The 16,644-nt window shown below is 31.9% G+C and carries 10 protein-coding genes and 1 other RNA gene; 8 read left to right on the top strand and 3 right to left on the bottom strand.

Going from position 1 to position 16,644, the window contains the following annotated elements; all coding sequences use genetic code 11:
- Genes glmS through fumC form a run of 3 tightly spaced genes read left to right on the top strand, consistent with a single transcriptional unit; the run spans position 1 to position 6,372 of the window.
- Positions 1-1,797, top strand: a complete 1,797-nt coding sequence (gene glmS, locus ELQ11_RS01025; protein WP_002871078.1) for a glutamine--fructose-6-phosphate transaminase (isomerizing) — start codon at positions 1-3, stop codon at positions 1,795-1,797.
- 2 nt (positions 1,798-1,799) lie between these two features.
- Positions 1,800-4,925, top strand: a complete 3,126-nt coding sequence (locus ELQ11_RS01020; RefSeq protein WP_052858241.1) for a S8 family serine peptidase — start codon at positions 1,800-1,802, stop codon at positions 4,923-4,925.
- 55 nt (positions 4,926-4,980) lie between these two features.
- A complete protein-coding gene (gene fumC / locus ELQ11_RS01015) occupies positions 4,981-6,372 on the top strand; it encodes a class II fumarate hydratase (RefSeq protein ID WP_002854099.1) in 1,392 nt (463 codons plus the stop codon).
- Positions 6,373-6,400: 28 nt separating this feature from the next.
- Here fumC and ELQ11_RS01010 read toward each other — a convergent pair whose 3' ends face one another.
- Both ELQ11_RS01010 and ruvB read right to left on the bottom strand, forming a co-directional pair.
- Positions 6,401-7,444: an AI-2E family transporter gene (locus ELQ11_RS01010; protein ID WP_044780168.1), complete on the bottom strand. Its 1,044-nt coding sequence runs from the start codon at positions 7,442-7,444 to the stop codon at positions 6,401-6,403.
- A 3-nt stretch (positions 7,445-7,447) separates the two neighbouring features.
- The gene (ruvB, locus tag ELQ11_RS01005) at positions 7,448-8,455 is read right to left on the bottom strand and encodes a Holliday junction branch migration DNA helicase RuvB (protein WP_002862037.1); all 1,008 of its coding nucleotides are present in this window, start codon (positions 8,453-8,455) and stop codon (positions 7,448-7,450) included.
- Positions 8,456-8,545: 90 nt separating this feature from the next.
- Between ruvB and ELQ11_RS01000 the strand changes: the two genes are divergently transcribed.
- The 3 genes from ELQ11_RS01000 to capC all read left to right on the top strand — a co-directional run bounded on the left by ELQ11_RS01000 (position 8,546) and on the right by capC (position 11,776).
- Positions 8,546-8,956 carry a hypothetical protein gene (locus ELQ11_RS01000; RefSeq protein ID WP_002783915.1) on the top strand — a complete coding sequence of 137 codons (411 nt, stop codon included), beginning with the start codon at positions 8,546-8,548 and terminating at the stop codon, positions 8,954-8,956.
- Positions 8,957-9,315: a transfer-messenger RNA gene (ssrA, locus tag ELQ11_RS00995) on the top strand.
- Between the two features lie 205 nt (positions 9,316-9,520).
- Positions 9,521-11,776 (top strand): autotransporter adhesin CapC, encoded by a 2,256-nt coding sequence (gene capC / locus ELQ11_RS00990; protein WP_134225101.1) that lies wholly within the window; start codon positions 9,521-9,523, stop codon positions 11,774-11,776.
- Between the two features lie 141 nt (positions 11,777-11,917).
- On the opposite strand, the gene ELQ11_RS00985 is transcribed toward capC, so the two are convergent.
- Positions 11,918-14,002, bottom strand: a complete 2,085-nt coding sequence (locus tag ELQ11_RS00985) for an RNA degradosome polyphosphate kinase (RefSeq protein WP_134225100.1) — start codon at positions 14,000-14,002, stop codon at positions 11,918-11,920.
- Positions 14,003-14,189: 187 nt separating this feature from the next.
- On the opposite strand from ELQ11_RS00985, the gene nrfH reads away from it, so the two are divergent.
- Both nrfH and ELQ11_RS00975 read left to right on the top strand, forming a co-directional pair.
- Entirely contained in the window at positions 14,190-14,705 is a 516-nt protein-coding gene (gene nrfH / locus ELQ11_RS00980) for a cytochrome c nitrite reductase small subunit (protein WP_010891930.1), read from the top strand.
- Positions 14,706-14,719: 14 nt separating this feature from the next.
- Positions 14,720-16,552 (top strand): ammonia-forming cytochrome c nitrite reductase subunit c552, encoded by a 1,833-nt coding sequence (locus tag ELQ11_RS00975; protein ID WP_126223059.1) that lies wholly within the window; start codon positions 14,720-14,722, stop codon positions 16,550-16,552.
- The last annotated feature ends 92 nt before the right edge of the window (positions 16,553-16,644 follow it).

The raw sequence follows: 16,644 nt of genomic DNA, 5'->3' as shown, positions 1-16,644 counted from the left end.
ATGTGTGGAATCGTAGGCTATATAGGAAATAATGAGAAAAAACAAATTATACTAAATGGACTTAAAGAATTAGAATATCGTGGCTATGATAGTGCGGGTATGGCAGTGATGCAAGAAGGTGAGCTTAGTTTTTTTAAAGCTGTAGGAAAACTTGAAAATTTGGCGAATAAATGCACGGATTTTGAAAGTCAAGGTTATGGTTTTGCTATAGGTCATACAAGATGGGCAACTCATGGTAAGCCTACTGAAATCAATGCACATCCTCATTTAGGACAGTATTCTTGTGTGATTCACAATGGTATTATAGAAAATTATAAAGAAATCAAAGATAAACTTGAAAAAGAAGGCGTGAGTTTTTTAAGTCAAACCGATACTGAAGTTATTGTCCAGCTTTTTGAATTTTATGCAAGAAATTTGGGAGTTTTTGAGGCTTGGCAAAAAACCATCAAAGAACTTCGCGGTGCTTTTGCTACTTTGTTAGTAACAAAAAAAGATCCCAATCATGTGTATTTTGCAAAAAATGCTGCTCCTTTGATTATCGGTAAAAATGCAAATAAAGAATGGTATTTTTCTTCAGGTGATGCACCTTTGATAGGAAGTTGTGATGAGGTAATGTATCTTGAAGATTTAAGCTTGGGATACGCGAGTAAAGATGAGCTTGTCGTTTATGAAAATGATGTTTTAAAATCACTTTGTTTTTCTAAGCTTTCAGGCGATAAGGCTTATGCAAAAAAAGACGGCTTTCGTTTTTTTATGGAAAAAGAAATTTATGAACAAAGTCGCGTGATGAGTGAAGTGTTAATGGGACGTATTCAAGGCGATGAAGTCGTTTTTGATGAACTAAATAATGAAGATTTAAGTCAAGTAGATGAAATCACGCTTTGTGCTTGTGGAACAAGCTATCATGCTGCAATGGCAAGTGCTTATTTGTTTGAAAGAATTGCTAAAGTTAAGGCTAAAGTGGAAATTGCAAGTGAATTTCGCTACCGTGAAGCAATTATAAAAAAAGATTCTTTATTTATCGTTATTTCTCAAAGTGGAGAAACAGCAGACACTTTAGAGGCTTTAAAGATTGCAAAAGAGCAGGGCGCTAAGACTTTTGCAATTTGTAATGTGGATAATTCTAATATAGTGCGTTTAGCACACCTAAGTCTTTTAACTCGTGCGGGCATAGAAAAAGGAGTTGCTTCAACTAAAGCTTTTGCCACTCAGGTTTTAACACTTTGGATGCTTGCTATTTTTATGGCGCAAAAAAGAAATTTAAATGTTTCTGCTGAAATTAAAGCGCTTTTACATACTCCAAATTGTGTGAGTGTAAAACAGGCTTTACATGAAAAAATTCATCGTTTATCCAAGCGTTATTTAGATGGACATGGCTTTTTCTTTATAGGTAGAGATGTGTTTTATCCTTTGGCCTTAGAAGGAGCTTTAAAACTTAAAGAATTATCTTATCTTCACGCTGAGGGTTATCCTGCAGGAGAGATGAAACATGGCCCTATTGCTCTGGCTGATTCTAAACTTTATACTATAGCTTTAATGCCAAAGCATATGCTTTATGAAAAAACAAAATCAAATGTTGAAGAGCTTATAGCTAGGGATTCTACAGTGCTTAGCATTTCGCCTTTAGAATTTGATTTGAGTGATGATTTTATAAAAACCAATGAGCAAGATCACTATATGTGTGAATTTTTTGAAATGATGATAATTACTCAACTTTTAGCAATGGAAATTTCTATAAGACTTGGTAATGATGTGGATATGCCAAGAAATTTGGCTAAAAGCGTAACGGTAGAATAGAAATGAAAAAATTTTTTTGTTTAACTTTCGTTTGTAAACTTTTTGCTTTAAGTGAATTTGAACTTCATCATATTGATAAAGTACATAAGCTAGGGTATAGTGGAGATACTATTATAATAGGTGTAGCCGATGATGCTTTTAATCAAGATCATATTAGTTTAAAGGATAAGATTTTAAAGTCTACTTATCCTACTGATACAGCTGGGAAACAGCTTATACCTGATTTGCAAAAATCAACACACGGAAGTCATGTAGCAGGTATAGCTGTTGGAGCAAAGATAGACGATAGTAAACCTTATGGAGTGGCTTATGGGGCAAAATTTTATGGAGCTGGGGTATTTCCAAATGGCTCTTACACTCAAAATCCTAATATTTATAATTTTTTCAAAAATGTGAGTATTATTAATAATAGCTGGGGTATTAAATTTTATCCTTATTTTAATCTTAGAGCTTCAAATTCTGGATTAGTAGATTGTACTCAAACTAATCAAGGGAAAAGCTATAATATCTGTAATACTCCTTTGGAGTATGTTATGAAAGCAGATAAAGTTGCTAATGATATGATGAGGCTTAGCAAGGATAAGGGAGTATTAAATGTATTTGCTGCTGGTAATGAAGGAATTCTTAGCCCTGCTTTGCATGCGATTTTACCAAGTTATGATGAATCTTTAAGAGCTTGGTTGGCTGTTGGAGCTTTGGATGCAAATGAGATTACTTTAGAATCAGATGGGACTTTAACAATTAAAAGTCAAGGTTTGGCCGATTTTAGTAATGGTTTTAAGGGAGCTACGAATTTTTCTTTAGTTGCTGCTGGGGTAAATATTAATAATGTTGATTCAAGCACTAATGATAACTTTACAAAAAAAAGTGGAACTTCTATGGCAGCACCTATGGTGAGTGGAACAGCGGCACTGGTCAAGCAAAATTTCCCCTTTTTGGATGGTAAGCAAATTGCTGATATACTGTTAAGTACAGCAAATAAAAATTATAAGGCTCCAAAATTTACTGTTAAACAAGTAACCGATGGAACAAATCAACCTAAATTTCTTATTGTGTATATTTCGCAAGATCCACCTAAGATAGAAGATGAAATAAAACGGGATTTAAAACAGCTTTACAATGGAATGCAAGTTCAAGTTAATGGACAATGGATTGATTATAGTGATTATATTTGGGATAATAGAGATAGTGCGCAGTCGCAAAAACTTAATACTTCCACTATTAGTTCTATTAATGGAGTAGTTAGGGTTGAAAAAGAAGAATTATTTGGACAAGGAATTTTAGATGCACAAAAGGCGTTAAAAGGACTGAGTATTTTAGATGCAAACAGACTCAGTGACCAGGATGTATTAAAATATGATCAAGAACCTAATACAGCTTATTATACTATAAATACTGCAGGTTATGATGCTGAATTTTCTAATGATATTAGTCAAAGAAAATGGGATGAAACTACTCATTTATCAAGCGCTATTAATAAACCTACACATTTAGCTAATCTTAACATAGGATTATCTAAAGAAGGTGAAGGTATTTTGATTATCAGTGGTCAAAATACTTATGAGGGTGCAACTTTAATCAAACAAGGAGAATTAAAGCTCAAAGGAAAAGTTAAAAATAATGCTTATGTAGAACAAGAAGCAATGCTAAGCGGTAATGGTATTGTAGGGCAAAATTTAAACAATAAAGGCATAGTTAGACCTGGAAATGAAGATTTGAGTGATTTAACTGTGCAAGGAACTTATACTCAAGAAGGAGTTGACTCTAAATTACAACTTGATTTTGGTAATTATAAAAATTCTAAACTGATTGCAAAAACTTATGATATTAAGAGCGGGAATTTAGAATATATTCCTTTACCTAAATACTATATCTTAAATAAGCCAGTGAAAATTAATTTAGGAGATTTGGAAAAAAGTTTATCATCTTTTAATCATGTTTTGGTGCAAAATACTTATGCTTTAAATTTTGATTTTGTTTTAAGTGATGATTTAGTGAGTATTAATAAAATCTTAATAAAACCTAATTTAAAACCCAATGCTTATGAAATTCCTAATACAAGCTTGGGAAATGCTTTAAGACAATTGCGATCTAGAGCAGACTTGAGTCGGACTTATCAGGAATTTTTTGCTTCTTTAGATAATGGAATAGATGTAAAGACTAAATTAAATAGAATAGAAGGTTCAGAGTATTTAAGCACTTTTAGTAATCATAATCAATCTAATTTGATACAAAATAACATATTGTTTACTCTTCATCCTCTTAATATTAATAATTTTGCACAAAACAATAATATGTTACTTGCTAGTGCTTATTTACCTAGAATTTTTAGTAATGAAGAATATTTTTGGCACCTTACTCCAAGCTATAAATACTATAAAGATAAAGATTTTTCAGGTCAAAAAACAGGTGCTAATATCTCTTTAGGAGAAAATTTCTCATCAGGCTTTTTAGCTTATGCTTTATCTCTTTCTAGCGCTAGATTTAATTTTAATAATGGTAGTGATTTGAAGAGTTATAATATGGACTTATTGTTTAATTATAACCATGATTTAGATTTTATAAAAATATTAAGTGGATTAGGTATAGGTGTAGGATTTAATACTCTTAATCGTTTTGTAGTAGAGCAGCCAATTGAAGGCAAGTATAAAACATTGCAAACTTCAGCCCAGCTTGGTGTAACTAAAGATATTATTTTAGGTCAAGATTTTATTTTTAATCCTTTAATGTATTTTGCACATAGTTTTTTTTATCAAGAAGATTTTAAAGAAAATAAAAGTCCTTTTGCTAAAAATTACGAAAGTTTAAAACATCATAGCATAAATGCAAATTTAGGTTTTAATCTTGCTAAAAATATAGAGCAAGATGATTATCAAGCTTCTTTTTCTACTTTTGTAATTTTTGAAAAAAGAATTTATGGAAGAACTTTAGAAAATAAGGCTAGTTTTGTTGATTTTCCTATTGCTTTTATTCAAAAATATAAATTAAAAGATAATATTTTAAGTCAAGGTTTTAATTCAGAATTTTTATATAAAAACAATGTATTTTGGCAGTTTATGTTAATGAATAGATTTTCTCATAATGCCTATGAATTGCATTTAATGAGTTCAATAGGAAAACGTTTTTGAAAGTATTTATTTTTTTAGCTTATAATAAATAAAATTTTAATCAAAGGAAAAAATTATGGAATACAGAGTTGAACATGATACCATGGGTGAAGTTAAGGTCCCAAATGACAAATATTGGGGAGCGCAAACTGAAAGAAGTTTTGAAAATTTCAAAATCGGTTGTGAGAAAATGCCAAAGGTTTTAATCTATGCTTTTGCAAATCTTAAAAAATCTTTAGCTTTAGTCAATAACAAACTTGGCAAACTTGATGATGCTAAAAAAAATGCTATAGTTCAAGCTTGTGATGAGATTATCGCAGGTAAATTTGATGATAATTTTCCACTTGCGATTTGGCAAACAGGTTCAGGTACGCAAAGCAATATGAATATGAATGAAGTTATTGCAAATCGTGCCACTGAAATCATGGGCGGGGATTTTCGCAAAGAAAAGCTTGTACATCCAAATGATCATGTTAATATGAGTCAAAGTTCAAATGATACTTTTCCAACAGCTATGAGTATCGTTGCAGTTGAGCAAGTAGAGAAAAAGCTTATCCCTGCGCTTGATGAGCTTATTGCAACTTTTGAAAAAAAAGTAAAAGAATTTGATGGTATTATCAAGATAGGACGCACGCATTTGCAAGATGCTACGCCACTTACTCTAGCACAAGAATTTAGTGGATATCTTTCTATGCTTTTGCATTCAAAAGAGCAAATCATCGCTTCTTTACCAACTTTAAGAGAACTTGCCATAGGAGGAACCGCAGTAGGAACAGGGCTTAATGCACATCCAGAATTAAGCCAAAAAGTAAGTGAAGAGTTAACTCAACTTATAGGTACGAAATTTGTTTCAAGTCCAAATAAATTTCATGCTTTAACGAGTCATGATGCGATCAATTTCACTCATGGAGCTATGAAAGGTTTGGCTGCAAATTTAATGAAAATTGCAAATGATATTAGATGGCTAGCTTCAGGTCCAAGATGCGGTCTTGGTGAGCTTATCATCCCTGAAAATGAGCCAGGAAGTTCGATTATGCCAGGTAAGGTAAATCCTACTCAGTGTGAAGCTGTTACTATGGTTGCTGTACAAGTGATGGGGAATGATGCAGCTATCGGATTTGCAGCAAGTCAAGGAAATTTTGAACTTAATGTGTTTAAGCCTGTGATTATTTATAATTTCTTGCAAAGTCTTGATTTGTTGGCTGATTCTATGCATTCATTCAATATCCATTGTGCTGTAGGTATAGAACCAAATCGTGCAAAAATCGATCATAATCTTCATAATTCTTTAATGCTAGTTACCGCTCTAAATCCACACATAGGTTATGAAAATGCTGCTAAAGTAGCCAAAAATGCCCATAAAAAAGGTATTTCTTTAAAAGAAAGTGCAATGGAGCTTGGTTTGGTTAGCGAAGAAGATTTCAATAAATTTGTTGATCCTACTAAAATGATAGGCCCAAAAGCTTAAAACATAAAACTTGCCTTTTTAAGGCAAGTTAAATTAAATTCTTATCTTTTAAAATCACATACATTCTTAAAGTTGATACAAAAAAGGTTAAAATTGCAGGACCTAGTATAATACCCCAAAAACCAAAGGTAGAAATTCCTGCTATCATAGCCAAGAAAATTAAAAGTTCGTTGATTTTGGTTGGGGTTTTTACAAGTTTTTTGTTGATCCATTTGATGATTAAAGGTTTGATTAAAGTATCTGCTATAAAAGAAATTACAATTACAGAATAAATAAAAATAACAAGAGCTGAGTTAAGATTGTTTGAGGCAAATTCATAAAGACTTACAGGCACATAAATTAAAGCTCCTCCTATAGCAGGTATGAGAGAACTTACAGCAAAAATTACTCCCATTAAAATTCCATCATAACCATAAAACATTGTGATTAAACCAAAAAGTGCACCTTGAAATATCGCTACAATCACCATAGAGTAAAGCACAACAGCCATAACATTACCCACTTCACTTAAAACATCATCGAGTTCTTTTTTATCAATAGGAATGATGGATTTAAGATAGATAACAAGTTCTGTTCCATATAAATTTGCAAAGAAGTAAAACACACAAATTAAAACCATATCTATAAGAAATTTAGCTCCTGATTTTGTAAAACTTGAAGCATAACTTAGAATTTGTTTGGAAATGCTATTTAAATCTATAGAAGCTAAAAATTCTTTGATTTTAGGTTCTAAAAAATTAAAGCTTTCAGGCAAGGTAAATTGATAGTTTTTGACATAATCAAGTGTTTGTGTGACTAAATTGATATCAAAATTCTTTAAAGCTTTGGCAAGTTCTATCATGGCATAAACAAAAGGTGCAAAGAAAAGCAAAACCATGCAAGCTGTTGTAAGAATGGAAGCTAAAAATTTATGTCCTTTAGTAAGATTTAAAAATTTTGCATTGATGTTTGAGGTAGCTACCGCCATTAAACTAGCTATGATAATCACAAGTAAAAAACCTTTAAAAAGATAAAGCAAAAGAAATAAAATAACTAAAATAAAGCTTATAAGAAAGATTTTTCCATTTTGCAAAATTTACTCCTCAAATAAAGTTTTTTCATAGTTTAATTTTAAAGCACTATAGCTTTTTGTGCTAGCTATACGCCCTTTTGCAGTGCGTTCTATATAGCCATTAGCAAGCAAATAAGGCTCGATTACATCTTCTATGGTATTTTCATCTTCGCTTAAAGCCGCAGCAATACTTGCAAGCCCGATAGGTTTTTGCTTAGCAGCGGTTAAAAGTTCAAGATATCTTAAATCCATCGCATCAAAACCAAGCTCATTAACTCCTAAAGAATTTAAGGCCTCATTAGCCCTTTTTTCTGTGATAATCTCTTCATCATTAACATCAGCAAAATCTCTTACCCTTTTTAAAAGCCTTAGAGCTATTCTAGGGGTTGAACGACTTCTTTTAGCGATCTCAAGTGCGGCTTTTTCTTCGCAAGTTTTATTAAGTTTTAAAGCTGCTTTTTGCAAGATGAGAGCAAGTTCGCTATCTTTGTAAAATTCTAATCTAAATTGCATACCAAAACGATCGCGCAAAGGATTACTAAGCATACCTGCACGTGTTGTAGCCCCTATGAGAGTAAATTTTGGTAAATCAATTTTTATGGTTTGAGCAGCTGGGCCACTACCTATGATAATATCAAGGCGGTAATCCTCCATCGCAGGGTAAAGCACTTCTTCGATAGCAGGGCTTAAGCGATGAATTTCATCGATAAAAAGTATATCTCCTTCGCTAAGATTGGTTAAAATAGCGGCTAAATCCCCGCTTTTTTCTATCATAGGAGCGGCGGTTGTTTTGATATTTGCACCCATTTCATAGGAGATGATATTAGCTAGTGTTGTTTTTCCAAGTCCTGCAGGACCGCTAAAAAGTATATGATCTAAACATTCATTGCGTTTTTTAGCTGCAGCTATAAAGACATTTAAATTTTTTTTAATGCTTTCTTGACCTATATAACCATCAAAATTTGAAGGACGCAACGAAGTTTCGTAAGTTTCATCAAAGGAGTATTTTTCTATTTCTACTATTCTATCCATATCTTTGCTTATATTTTGGAAAAATTAAAATAAGATTTTAGCTAAAATTTGCTAGAATTTACATTAAACTTTAATGATTATGGTTTAAAAATGGGAATTTTAACAAAATTAGAATTAGATTATGAAATTGACGATATAGAAAAATTTTTACAATTTTTTAGAACCATGTGCGATAGGTTTGAACCTTTAATCATCAAGCTTGGAAGCGATAGTGTGCGTTATAAAGAAGCCATAAAAGAGCTTGAAACTTTAGCACACAATACCGCTTGGGCAGCAAGACGTTTAAATCTTGAAGAAGTGACTGATTTTTGTGTATTTTGTGAAGAGATGATGGCGCAAGCAAATCGCTTTAACGGACCTGCTAGTGATGAATTTACGGATTGGATGCTTTTGATGAGCGATCAGTTTGAAAAATATTGTCGTTCATATGAAAATGATGATTCTGTTTTAGCGGTTTTTAATCCTTTAATTGTTAATGTTCCAAATATTATTTCTAAATAAGGGAGCGACTTGGCTTCGACAGGAGTAAGTCTGCTTAGATGGCATGTCGCTTTGGGCAAAGCGTAAAAAGCCCAAATAAAATTAAACGCAAACAACGTTAAATTCGCTCCTGCTTACGCTAAAGCTGCGTAAGTTCAGTTGAGCCTGAAATTTAAGTCATACTATCTAGCTTAATTTTCGGTCATTTTTGATAGTGTAGCCTTGCGTTTGACAAGCGTTGAGGTGAAATAAAGTCTTAGCCTTGCTTTTGAGTTTTGGAAGATGAGCGAAGTAGGGTGAAGTAGTCATCTTTGCTAAGCATGTAGAGGTCTTTGTGGGATTATTTTTGGACAGGGGTTCGATTCCCCTCGCTTCCACCATCACGCTAATGTTAAGTAAATCATAAGTTTATTTCAAATTTTTAGAATTTTTTATATGAAGTTAAGATCGATTTATTACCCTTAAAGCTTTGATATATTAGGTTTTATAATTTTTCATTAAAAATTTATAGTTTTATTTTTAAGCTTATTTTTAGGGGGGGGGTATAATTTTTCCTTCAGTTTAAATTTATTGAAGGAGAAACTTATGAAGAAAAATGCTTCGAGCAAGATATTGCTAAGCTTAGGTGTAGCAACTTTGCTTTATTCGGGTGCTTTTGCAGCAGAGATTACTTTTAACAGTGATAGTGATTTAGACAAATATTTTGATATCAATGAAAAAGACAATGTTGCTACTTTTAAAAATGAAAATTACAAAAATCAAGATCTAACTTTTAAAATTAATACTTTAGCCTTTGATGATACCCCTGAAGATGCTAAAATCAACATTGATTTAGGTAATAATTCTTTAACTTTAGAAAATACTAGAAATAGTGGTGGCGAAACTGCTGCTTTAGTAAGAAATTTCAATGTAGATGCGAAAGATTTTAAAACTACTGATATAGGACTTAATTATTATAATGCAGGAATTATTAATGCTAATCTTACAATGGTAGGCTCAGGTGAAGATTTTGATCTTGATAATATAGATAAAAATAAAGCCTCATTTTTGTTAATTTTTAATGGTAGTAGAGAAAATACTAACGATACTGTAAATGGCAGCTTAACTGTAAATGGAGACTTTAGCGCAACAAATAGTGCTATTGTTTCAATGAAAAGCGATACTTTTAAAGTCAATGGAATAGCAACGATTGAAAAATCAGGTCTTGGATTTTTATCTCAATCTTATTCGAATTTAGATGCAAATGATTTTATTGTTTTAAGAGCAAAAGACATAAAAACAGATAAGCTTAATGATGAAACTAACGCAGGAGCTTTGATTTTAAAAAGTGCAAGTTCTTATATAGATGAAAGCTTGCTTAATGGCGATGATTATGTTACTTCTCTTGATGTTACAGCTGAAGATAATAAGTATGGCGGTGTCTTTGTGGATTATAAACTTAGCGTTCAAAACTGCGGTGGTGATAAATGCTTAGTGATTAATGGAGGTGCTACTGCAGCGGCTAAAAATTTAACTAATCAAATCGCAGTAGATCTTGAAGCTATCACTAGAATCATAGATGGTTTAGATAATGAGCAAGCCAAAGAAGCCCTTGAAAAACAAAAAACTGAACTTGAACAACTCAAAAAAGAAGCTCAAGAAAACGGTGGTAAAATCGATGATGAAAAATACGTTGATTTAGTAAATAAAAACTTAAATTTAAATCTTAGTGCTAATGATAAAGCTTCTATCCTAGCTCTTCGTTCTATCACAGAACAATTAGGAAGTATAGGGGCAGATTTAGCAAGTAGAGAAGGTGTAAAACTAGCTTTAGATATCAAAAAAGACACAGACAATACAGGTAAATCTGTATCTAATCTAAATTCAGCTTCTAGTGCAGTTAATACCACTATGAATATTTCTAATGATGTTTCTATAGGTTCTCGTGTAGCAATGCTAAACAATCCTTTTGGAACTTATGCTTCTAAAATGAATGATCTTAAATTTGCTGCTTTAGATAGCGATATGAGACCAAGCTATGTAAATGAATATACCAATAGTGTTTGGGCTAATGCTTTTGGTGGTGCTAACATTATCGATGGAGATAGTGGTGCAATGTATGGTGCTACCGTAGGGGTAGATAAACAAGCTAATGATAATGTTTTATGGGGTGCTTATTTTACTTATGCAAATGCTAAAATCAAAGACAATAATTTAGAACAAAAAAGTGATAACTTCCAATTAGGTATGTATTCTACTATCAATATAGCTCCACAATGGGAACTTAATCTTAAAGCTTATGCTCAAGTTTCTCCAACTAAACAAGACAATATTCAAACAGATGGTGCATATAACTCAGATTATACAAGCAAATTCTTAGGACTTAGTGCTAATGCAGGTCGTGTGTTTGACTTTAGTGATAATACTTTATTTATCAAACCTTTTGCAGGGATAAATTATTATTTTAGTTATACTCCATCTCATACAGAAAATGGTGCTATTGCTAAAGATATTGATTCTATGAAAAACAATTCTGTAAGTGTTGAAGTGGGTGCTGAATTTAGAAAATATATGAATGAAAACTCTTATATTTTTGTAACTCCAAAAATAGAACAATTTGTTATCAATAGGGGTGATGATTACACAGCTAATTTAGCTATAAATAATGCTTTCTTTACTAGTGTAGAAGCTAACAACAAGAAAAAAACATATGGGCAAATTATCGTAGGGGGTAATATAGATTTTACAAATCAACTCAGTATGAATCTTGGTTTTGGTGCTAAACAAATACTAGCAGGTAAAGTAGATAATAAAAATGAAACTTACTTAAGTGGTCAAGTAGGACTTAAGTATAAATTTTAATCTTAAAAATCATTTCTAAATCTTTTTATAGTTTAGAAATGATTGTTTATTTCTATGGGAAATCTCCTAGGGCTTTATCTTAAAGCCCTTTTTTATAACAAACAAGTAAATAAGTCTTTAGAGTAAAAACCCTAAAAACTTTTAGTTTTCTTTGAAAAGCTTGGAAGCTAAGTGCGTTGCACGACTTTGATCTGTATCTTTTTTAAGTGTTTTATAAATTTTACTTACATATTCTTCTAGGGTTTGTTGAGAATCTATGGTTTTTTCAGAAGAAGGAATTTTTTCATATTCTCCATTGTTTTTAAGCTCATAAGCTAAAACATTATCGCTAAGTTGCAAGCGTAAAAATTGAGCTAATTTAGCTTTGCTTCTTTCATCATATATAGGGGTCATAAGTTCTAAGCGACGCTCTAAATTTCTTGGCATCCAATCTGCACTCGATATAAAATAATTTGGCTCACTATGTTTAAAATAAAATACTCTAGCATGTTCTAAGTATTTTCCTATGATGCTTCTAACGCGTATGTTTTTGCTGTATTCTTCATCAGGTTTTAAGCAACAAATTCCACGTATGATAAGATTGATTTGTACCCCTTCCATACTTGCTTCATAAAGCGCTTGTATGATATCACTATCCACAAGAGAATTCATTTTAGCTACAATCACACCTTCATTTTTTTTGCTTGTTTCAATGCGTATCATTTCTAAAACTTTTTCTTTGATTTGATTTGGACTCATTGAAAGAGTTTGAAGACGACGGTTTTTGCTAAAGCCTGATAAGATATGAAAAAATTTTGTCGTATCTCTTGCAAATTCTACTTTGCTTGTAAAATAACTCACATCAGTATAGATTTTAGCACTGCTTGCATTGTAATTTCCTGTGCTTAAATGTATATAAAATTTAAGCTTATCCCCTTGTTTGCGTATGACTTGAGAAACCTTAGCGTGGACTTTAAAACCTGTAATGCCATAAATAACATGAGCTCCGGCATTTTCTAAAGCTTTCGCCCAATGAAGATTATTTTCTTCATCAAAACGTGCTTTTAATTCTACCATCACAGTTACTTGTTTTCCATCGCTTGCAGCATCAATTAAAGCTTGAACTATATTAGAATTTTTTTCAACTCTATAAAGTGTCATTCTTATGGAAATTACTTCAGGATCTTTGCTTGCTTCTTTGATAAATTTATAAACTGGATCAAAACTTTCAAAAGGTTGTATGATGAGTATATCTTCTTTTTCTACAGCATCAAAAATAGATAAATTTTCATCAAAAGGTGGTAAAGTTTTAGGCGTGTAAAGTGGGCTTAAAAGATGCGTAAAGTTTTTATTTCCCGCGATTTGCCAAAGGCTAGGGAGATTGAGTAAAATAGAATATTCATAAACATCTTTATGAAAAATTTTCATGTGTGTATTAAGAAATTCTACGATTTGTTCATCTGCATCTTTTTGAATTTGCAATCTTACAAAAGCTCCTTTTCTACGAAGTTTTAAGCCTTGTTCTAAAATCATCATAAAATCATCAGCTTCTTCCTCTTCTATTACTATATCTGCATTTCTAGTCACTCTAAATGCTGCTGAAGCTAAGAGTTTATAGCCTGGAAAAATTTCTTCTGCGTGTTGGTGGACTATACTTTCTATAGGAACATAAATATTTGCACTTACCTCATAAAAACGAGGTAAAACCCTTGGAATTCTAATCATTCCAAATTTTACAAGTTCAGGATGTGCTTTATCACAAATTTTAACCGCTAGTGAAAAAGATAAGTTATTTAAATGTGGAAAAGGGTGAGTCGCATCAACAGCTATTGGAACAATAATAGGAAAAATATTAGAGAAAAAATACTCATCACATTTTTGTTTTAAATTTTCATCTAAATTCTCATAATGCTTTATGAAAAGATTTTCTTTTTCTAATTCACTTGTGATTTCATTAAAATAACGCTCCAAAAGCTCTTTTTCTTGGTGTAAGTATTTGCGTATGGCTTTTAATTGTTGTAACGGGGTCATTTCATCGCTACTGCTTGCATTAACTCCAGCTGAAAAAAGTTGTTTTAAGCCTGCAACGCGTATCATATAAAATTCATCTAAATTAGTGCAATATATAGCTATAAATTTTAATTTTTCTAATAAGGGTAAATTTTTAGAACATTGGTCTAAAACACGAGAATTAAAGCGAAGCCAAGAAAGTTCGCGATTGATAAACATATCAGGACTTATTTGCATTAATTTTTCCTTTTTTTGTTATATTTTATCATTTATTTTAAAATTATTGAATAAAAGTTTCAAATTTTTTAGGTTAATTAAGAGTAAATATATCTTTAAAATTATATTAAATTCATCTATGTTAAAATTACAAAATTTATTTTTGGGAAATTCTGTGACATTATTGTTTTATTGAAGATTTTAAGAAATGATAATTTTAAGGAGGAAAATTTTGAAGAAAACTTCGAATCTTTTTACTATTTTTCTTGTTTTGCTTTTTGTTTTCTTTGCGGTTGGGTTTTATACTTTTTATAATGCTAAGGGCACATCTTATTTAAGTAATGCAAGCGAATCTTGTAATAACTGCCATATTATGAATGAAGTTTATAACGAATACATGGCAGGACCACACTCTCAAAAAGTCAAAGGCGAACCAAGAGCAACTTGTGTGGATTGTCATTTGCCACATAATTTTGTAGCTAAGTGGATAGCTAAAGCGCAAAGTGGTTTAGGACATGCTTATGCTTTTACTTTTAAACTTGATGAGTTGCCTACAAATTTGAGTGCGACTGAAAAAAGCAGAAAAATGGTGCAAGAAAACTGCATACGCTGTCATGCAGATTTTGCTCAAACAGCTATCAATGCTACAACAAATCCACATGCAGACAAGTCATTAAATTGTGCTTCTTGTCATAAAGATGTTGGACATAAACACGGAATTTAATAAGGAGAAGATGAATGAAAAAAAATATTTTACGCTTGGGTATTGTTGTTTTGGTTTTACTTATAGCGGGAGTTTTATGGCTAAATAATGATATCAATCAAAAAAAAGAAGATGAAGCAAATAAAAATGCCATTGCAGCAAATGCTGATTTTTCTTTGCTTAGTGATGATGATCCAAATTTTGAAAAATGGGGTAAGGTTTTTCCAGAGCAGCTAAAAATGTATTTAACAGTTGAAAAAGAAGAGCCTAAAGCTACTGAATTTGGTGGTAATTTAGCTTATTCAAAATTAATTCGCTTTCCTCAATTAACCATACTTTGGGCAGGATATCCTTTTAGTCTTGATTTCAATGAAGAAAGAGGGCATTTTTGGGTTCAAGTAGATCAAATGAAAACAGCAAGAAACAACAAAGATTTTCTTAATGCTCACGGCCTTGCTGCTTTTAAAGGCCAGCCCGCAGCTTGTATGAATTGTCATAGTGGATGGACTCCATGGCTTATAAAAAATGTTGCTAAAGGGGATTTTACTGCTTTTAACTCTACAAATTATTGGACCATGATTAAAAATATCCCAGCCGTTGATGGTATAGTGGAAAATTCACCTGAACATGCAGGTCCACATGGTGGTAAAAGAATGGGTGTAACTTGTGCAGATTGTCACAATCCAAATGATATGAGTTTAAGACTTACTCGTCCAGCAGCTATTAATGCTTTAGTTTCTAGGGGATATGAAAAAGATCCAGTACAAGGCGTAAAAGCTACAAGAGAAGAAATGAGAACTTTAGTTTGCTCTCAATGCCATGTTGAATACTATTTTAAACCAACAGGGGAAAAAGTAAAAGTAATGGGTGAAACTATTGTAGATGATAGTTCTAAAAAATGGTGGAATGGAACTCAGAAAAATTATGATGAGTATGAGTTTTGGAGAGATGGAAATAAAGCTAAAGAGATTGAAACCGATGGTATAGTTTTAACTTTTCCTTGGAGTGAGTGGAAAAAAGGACAACCATTTAGAATTGAAATGCTAGATGATTATTATGATAAAGTTCGTGGAGTATTTGGAGCTGATTTTACTCATAAATTAACAGGGGCACAAATTATTAAAATTCAACACCCAGAAAGTGAACTTTATAGTGGCGGTGTGCATGCTGCAAATGGAGTAAGTTGCGTGGATTGTCATATGCCTTATGTTAGAGAAGGGGCTAAAAAGGTTACTCAACACAATATCACTTCTCCTTTAAGAGATATTAACTCTGCTTGCAAATCTTGTCATAAACAAAGCGAAGATTATTTAAAAGCTCAAGTACTTGACATACAAAATAGCGTTGCACATGATCAAAGAACTGCAGAGTACGCAATTGTTAGTTTGATTATGGATACTAAAAAACTACGCGATGAATTAGGCAATATGGAAAAATTCCAAAGCGATGGAAAAGCTGATGCGAAAAAAATTAGCGAAGAGCTAAAAGAAGTTTTAGAACTTCATCGTAAAGCCCAAATGAGAGCGGATTTTGTTAATGCTGAAAACTCAACTGGTTTTCATAATCCTCGCGAAGCTTCAAGAATGTTATTGCAAGCTGTTGATATGGCAAGAATGGGACAAACTAAACTTGTAGAAATTGCAGCAGCAAATGGAATTAAAGATTTTAAAACTTCAAATTTAGGTTTTGAAGATATTCAAAAATTTAATCCAGGAGAGCTTTATTATAAAGTAGATGTTAATGGTCATAAAGCTGGAGAGCGTTACTATGCAGATGAAAAAGATGTTAATGGCAATCCTCCAAAAGAACTTTTAGACCATGATAAAGAGCTTGTTCCTTATAATTATCAAGTGATTGATAAAAAATAATTCTTAAGCCCTATAATCATAAGGGCTTTTTCTTTTCATTGTTTTAAAAAATATAAACTTTTTATTTAAAATTCACTTTATTTTGTCAAAAT

The sequence above is a fragment of the Campylobacter sp. US50a genome (assembly GCF_004379015.1).
Lineage (GTDB): Bacteria > Campylobacterota > Campylobacteria > Campylobacterales > Campylobacteraceae > Campylobacter_D > Campylobacter_D jejuni.
This window is presented reverse-complemented; position numbering and strand designations above follow the sequence as displayed.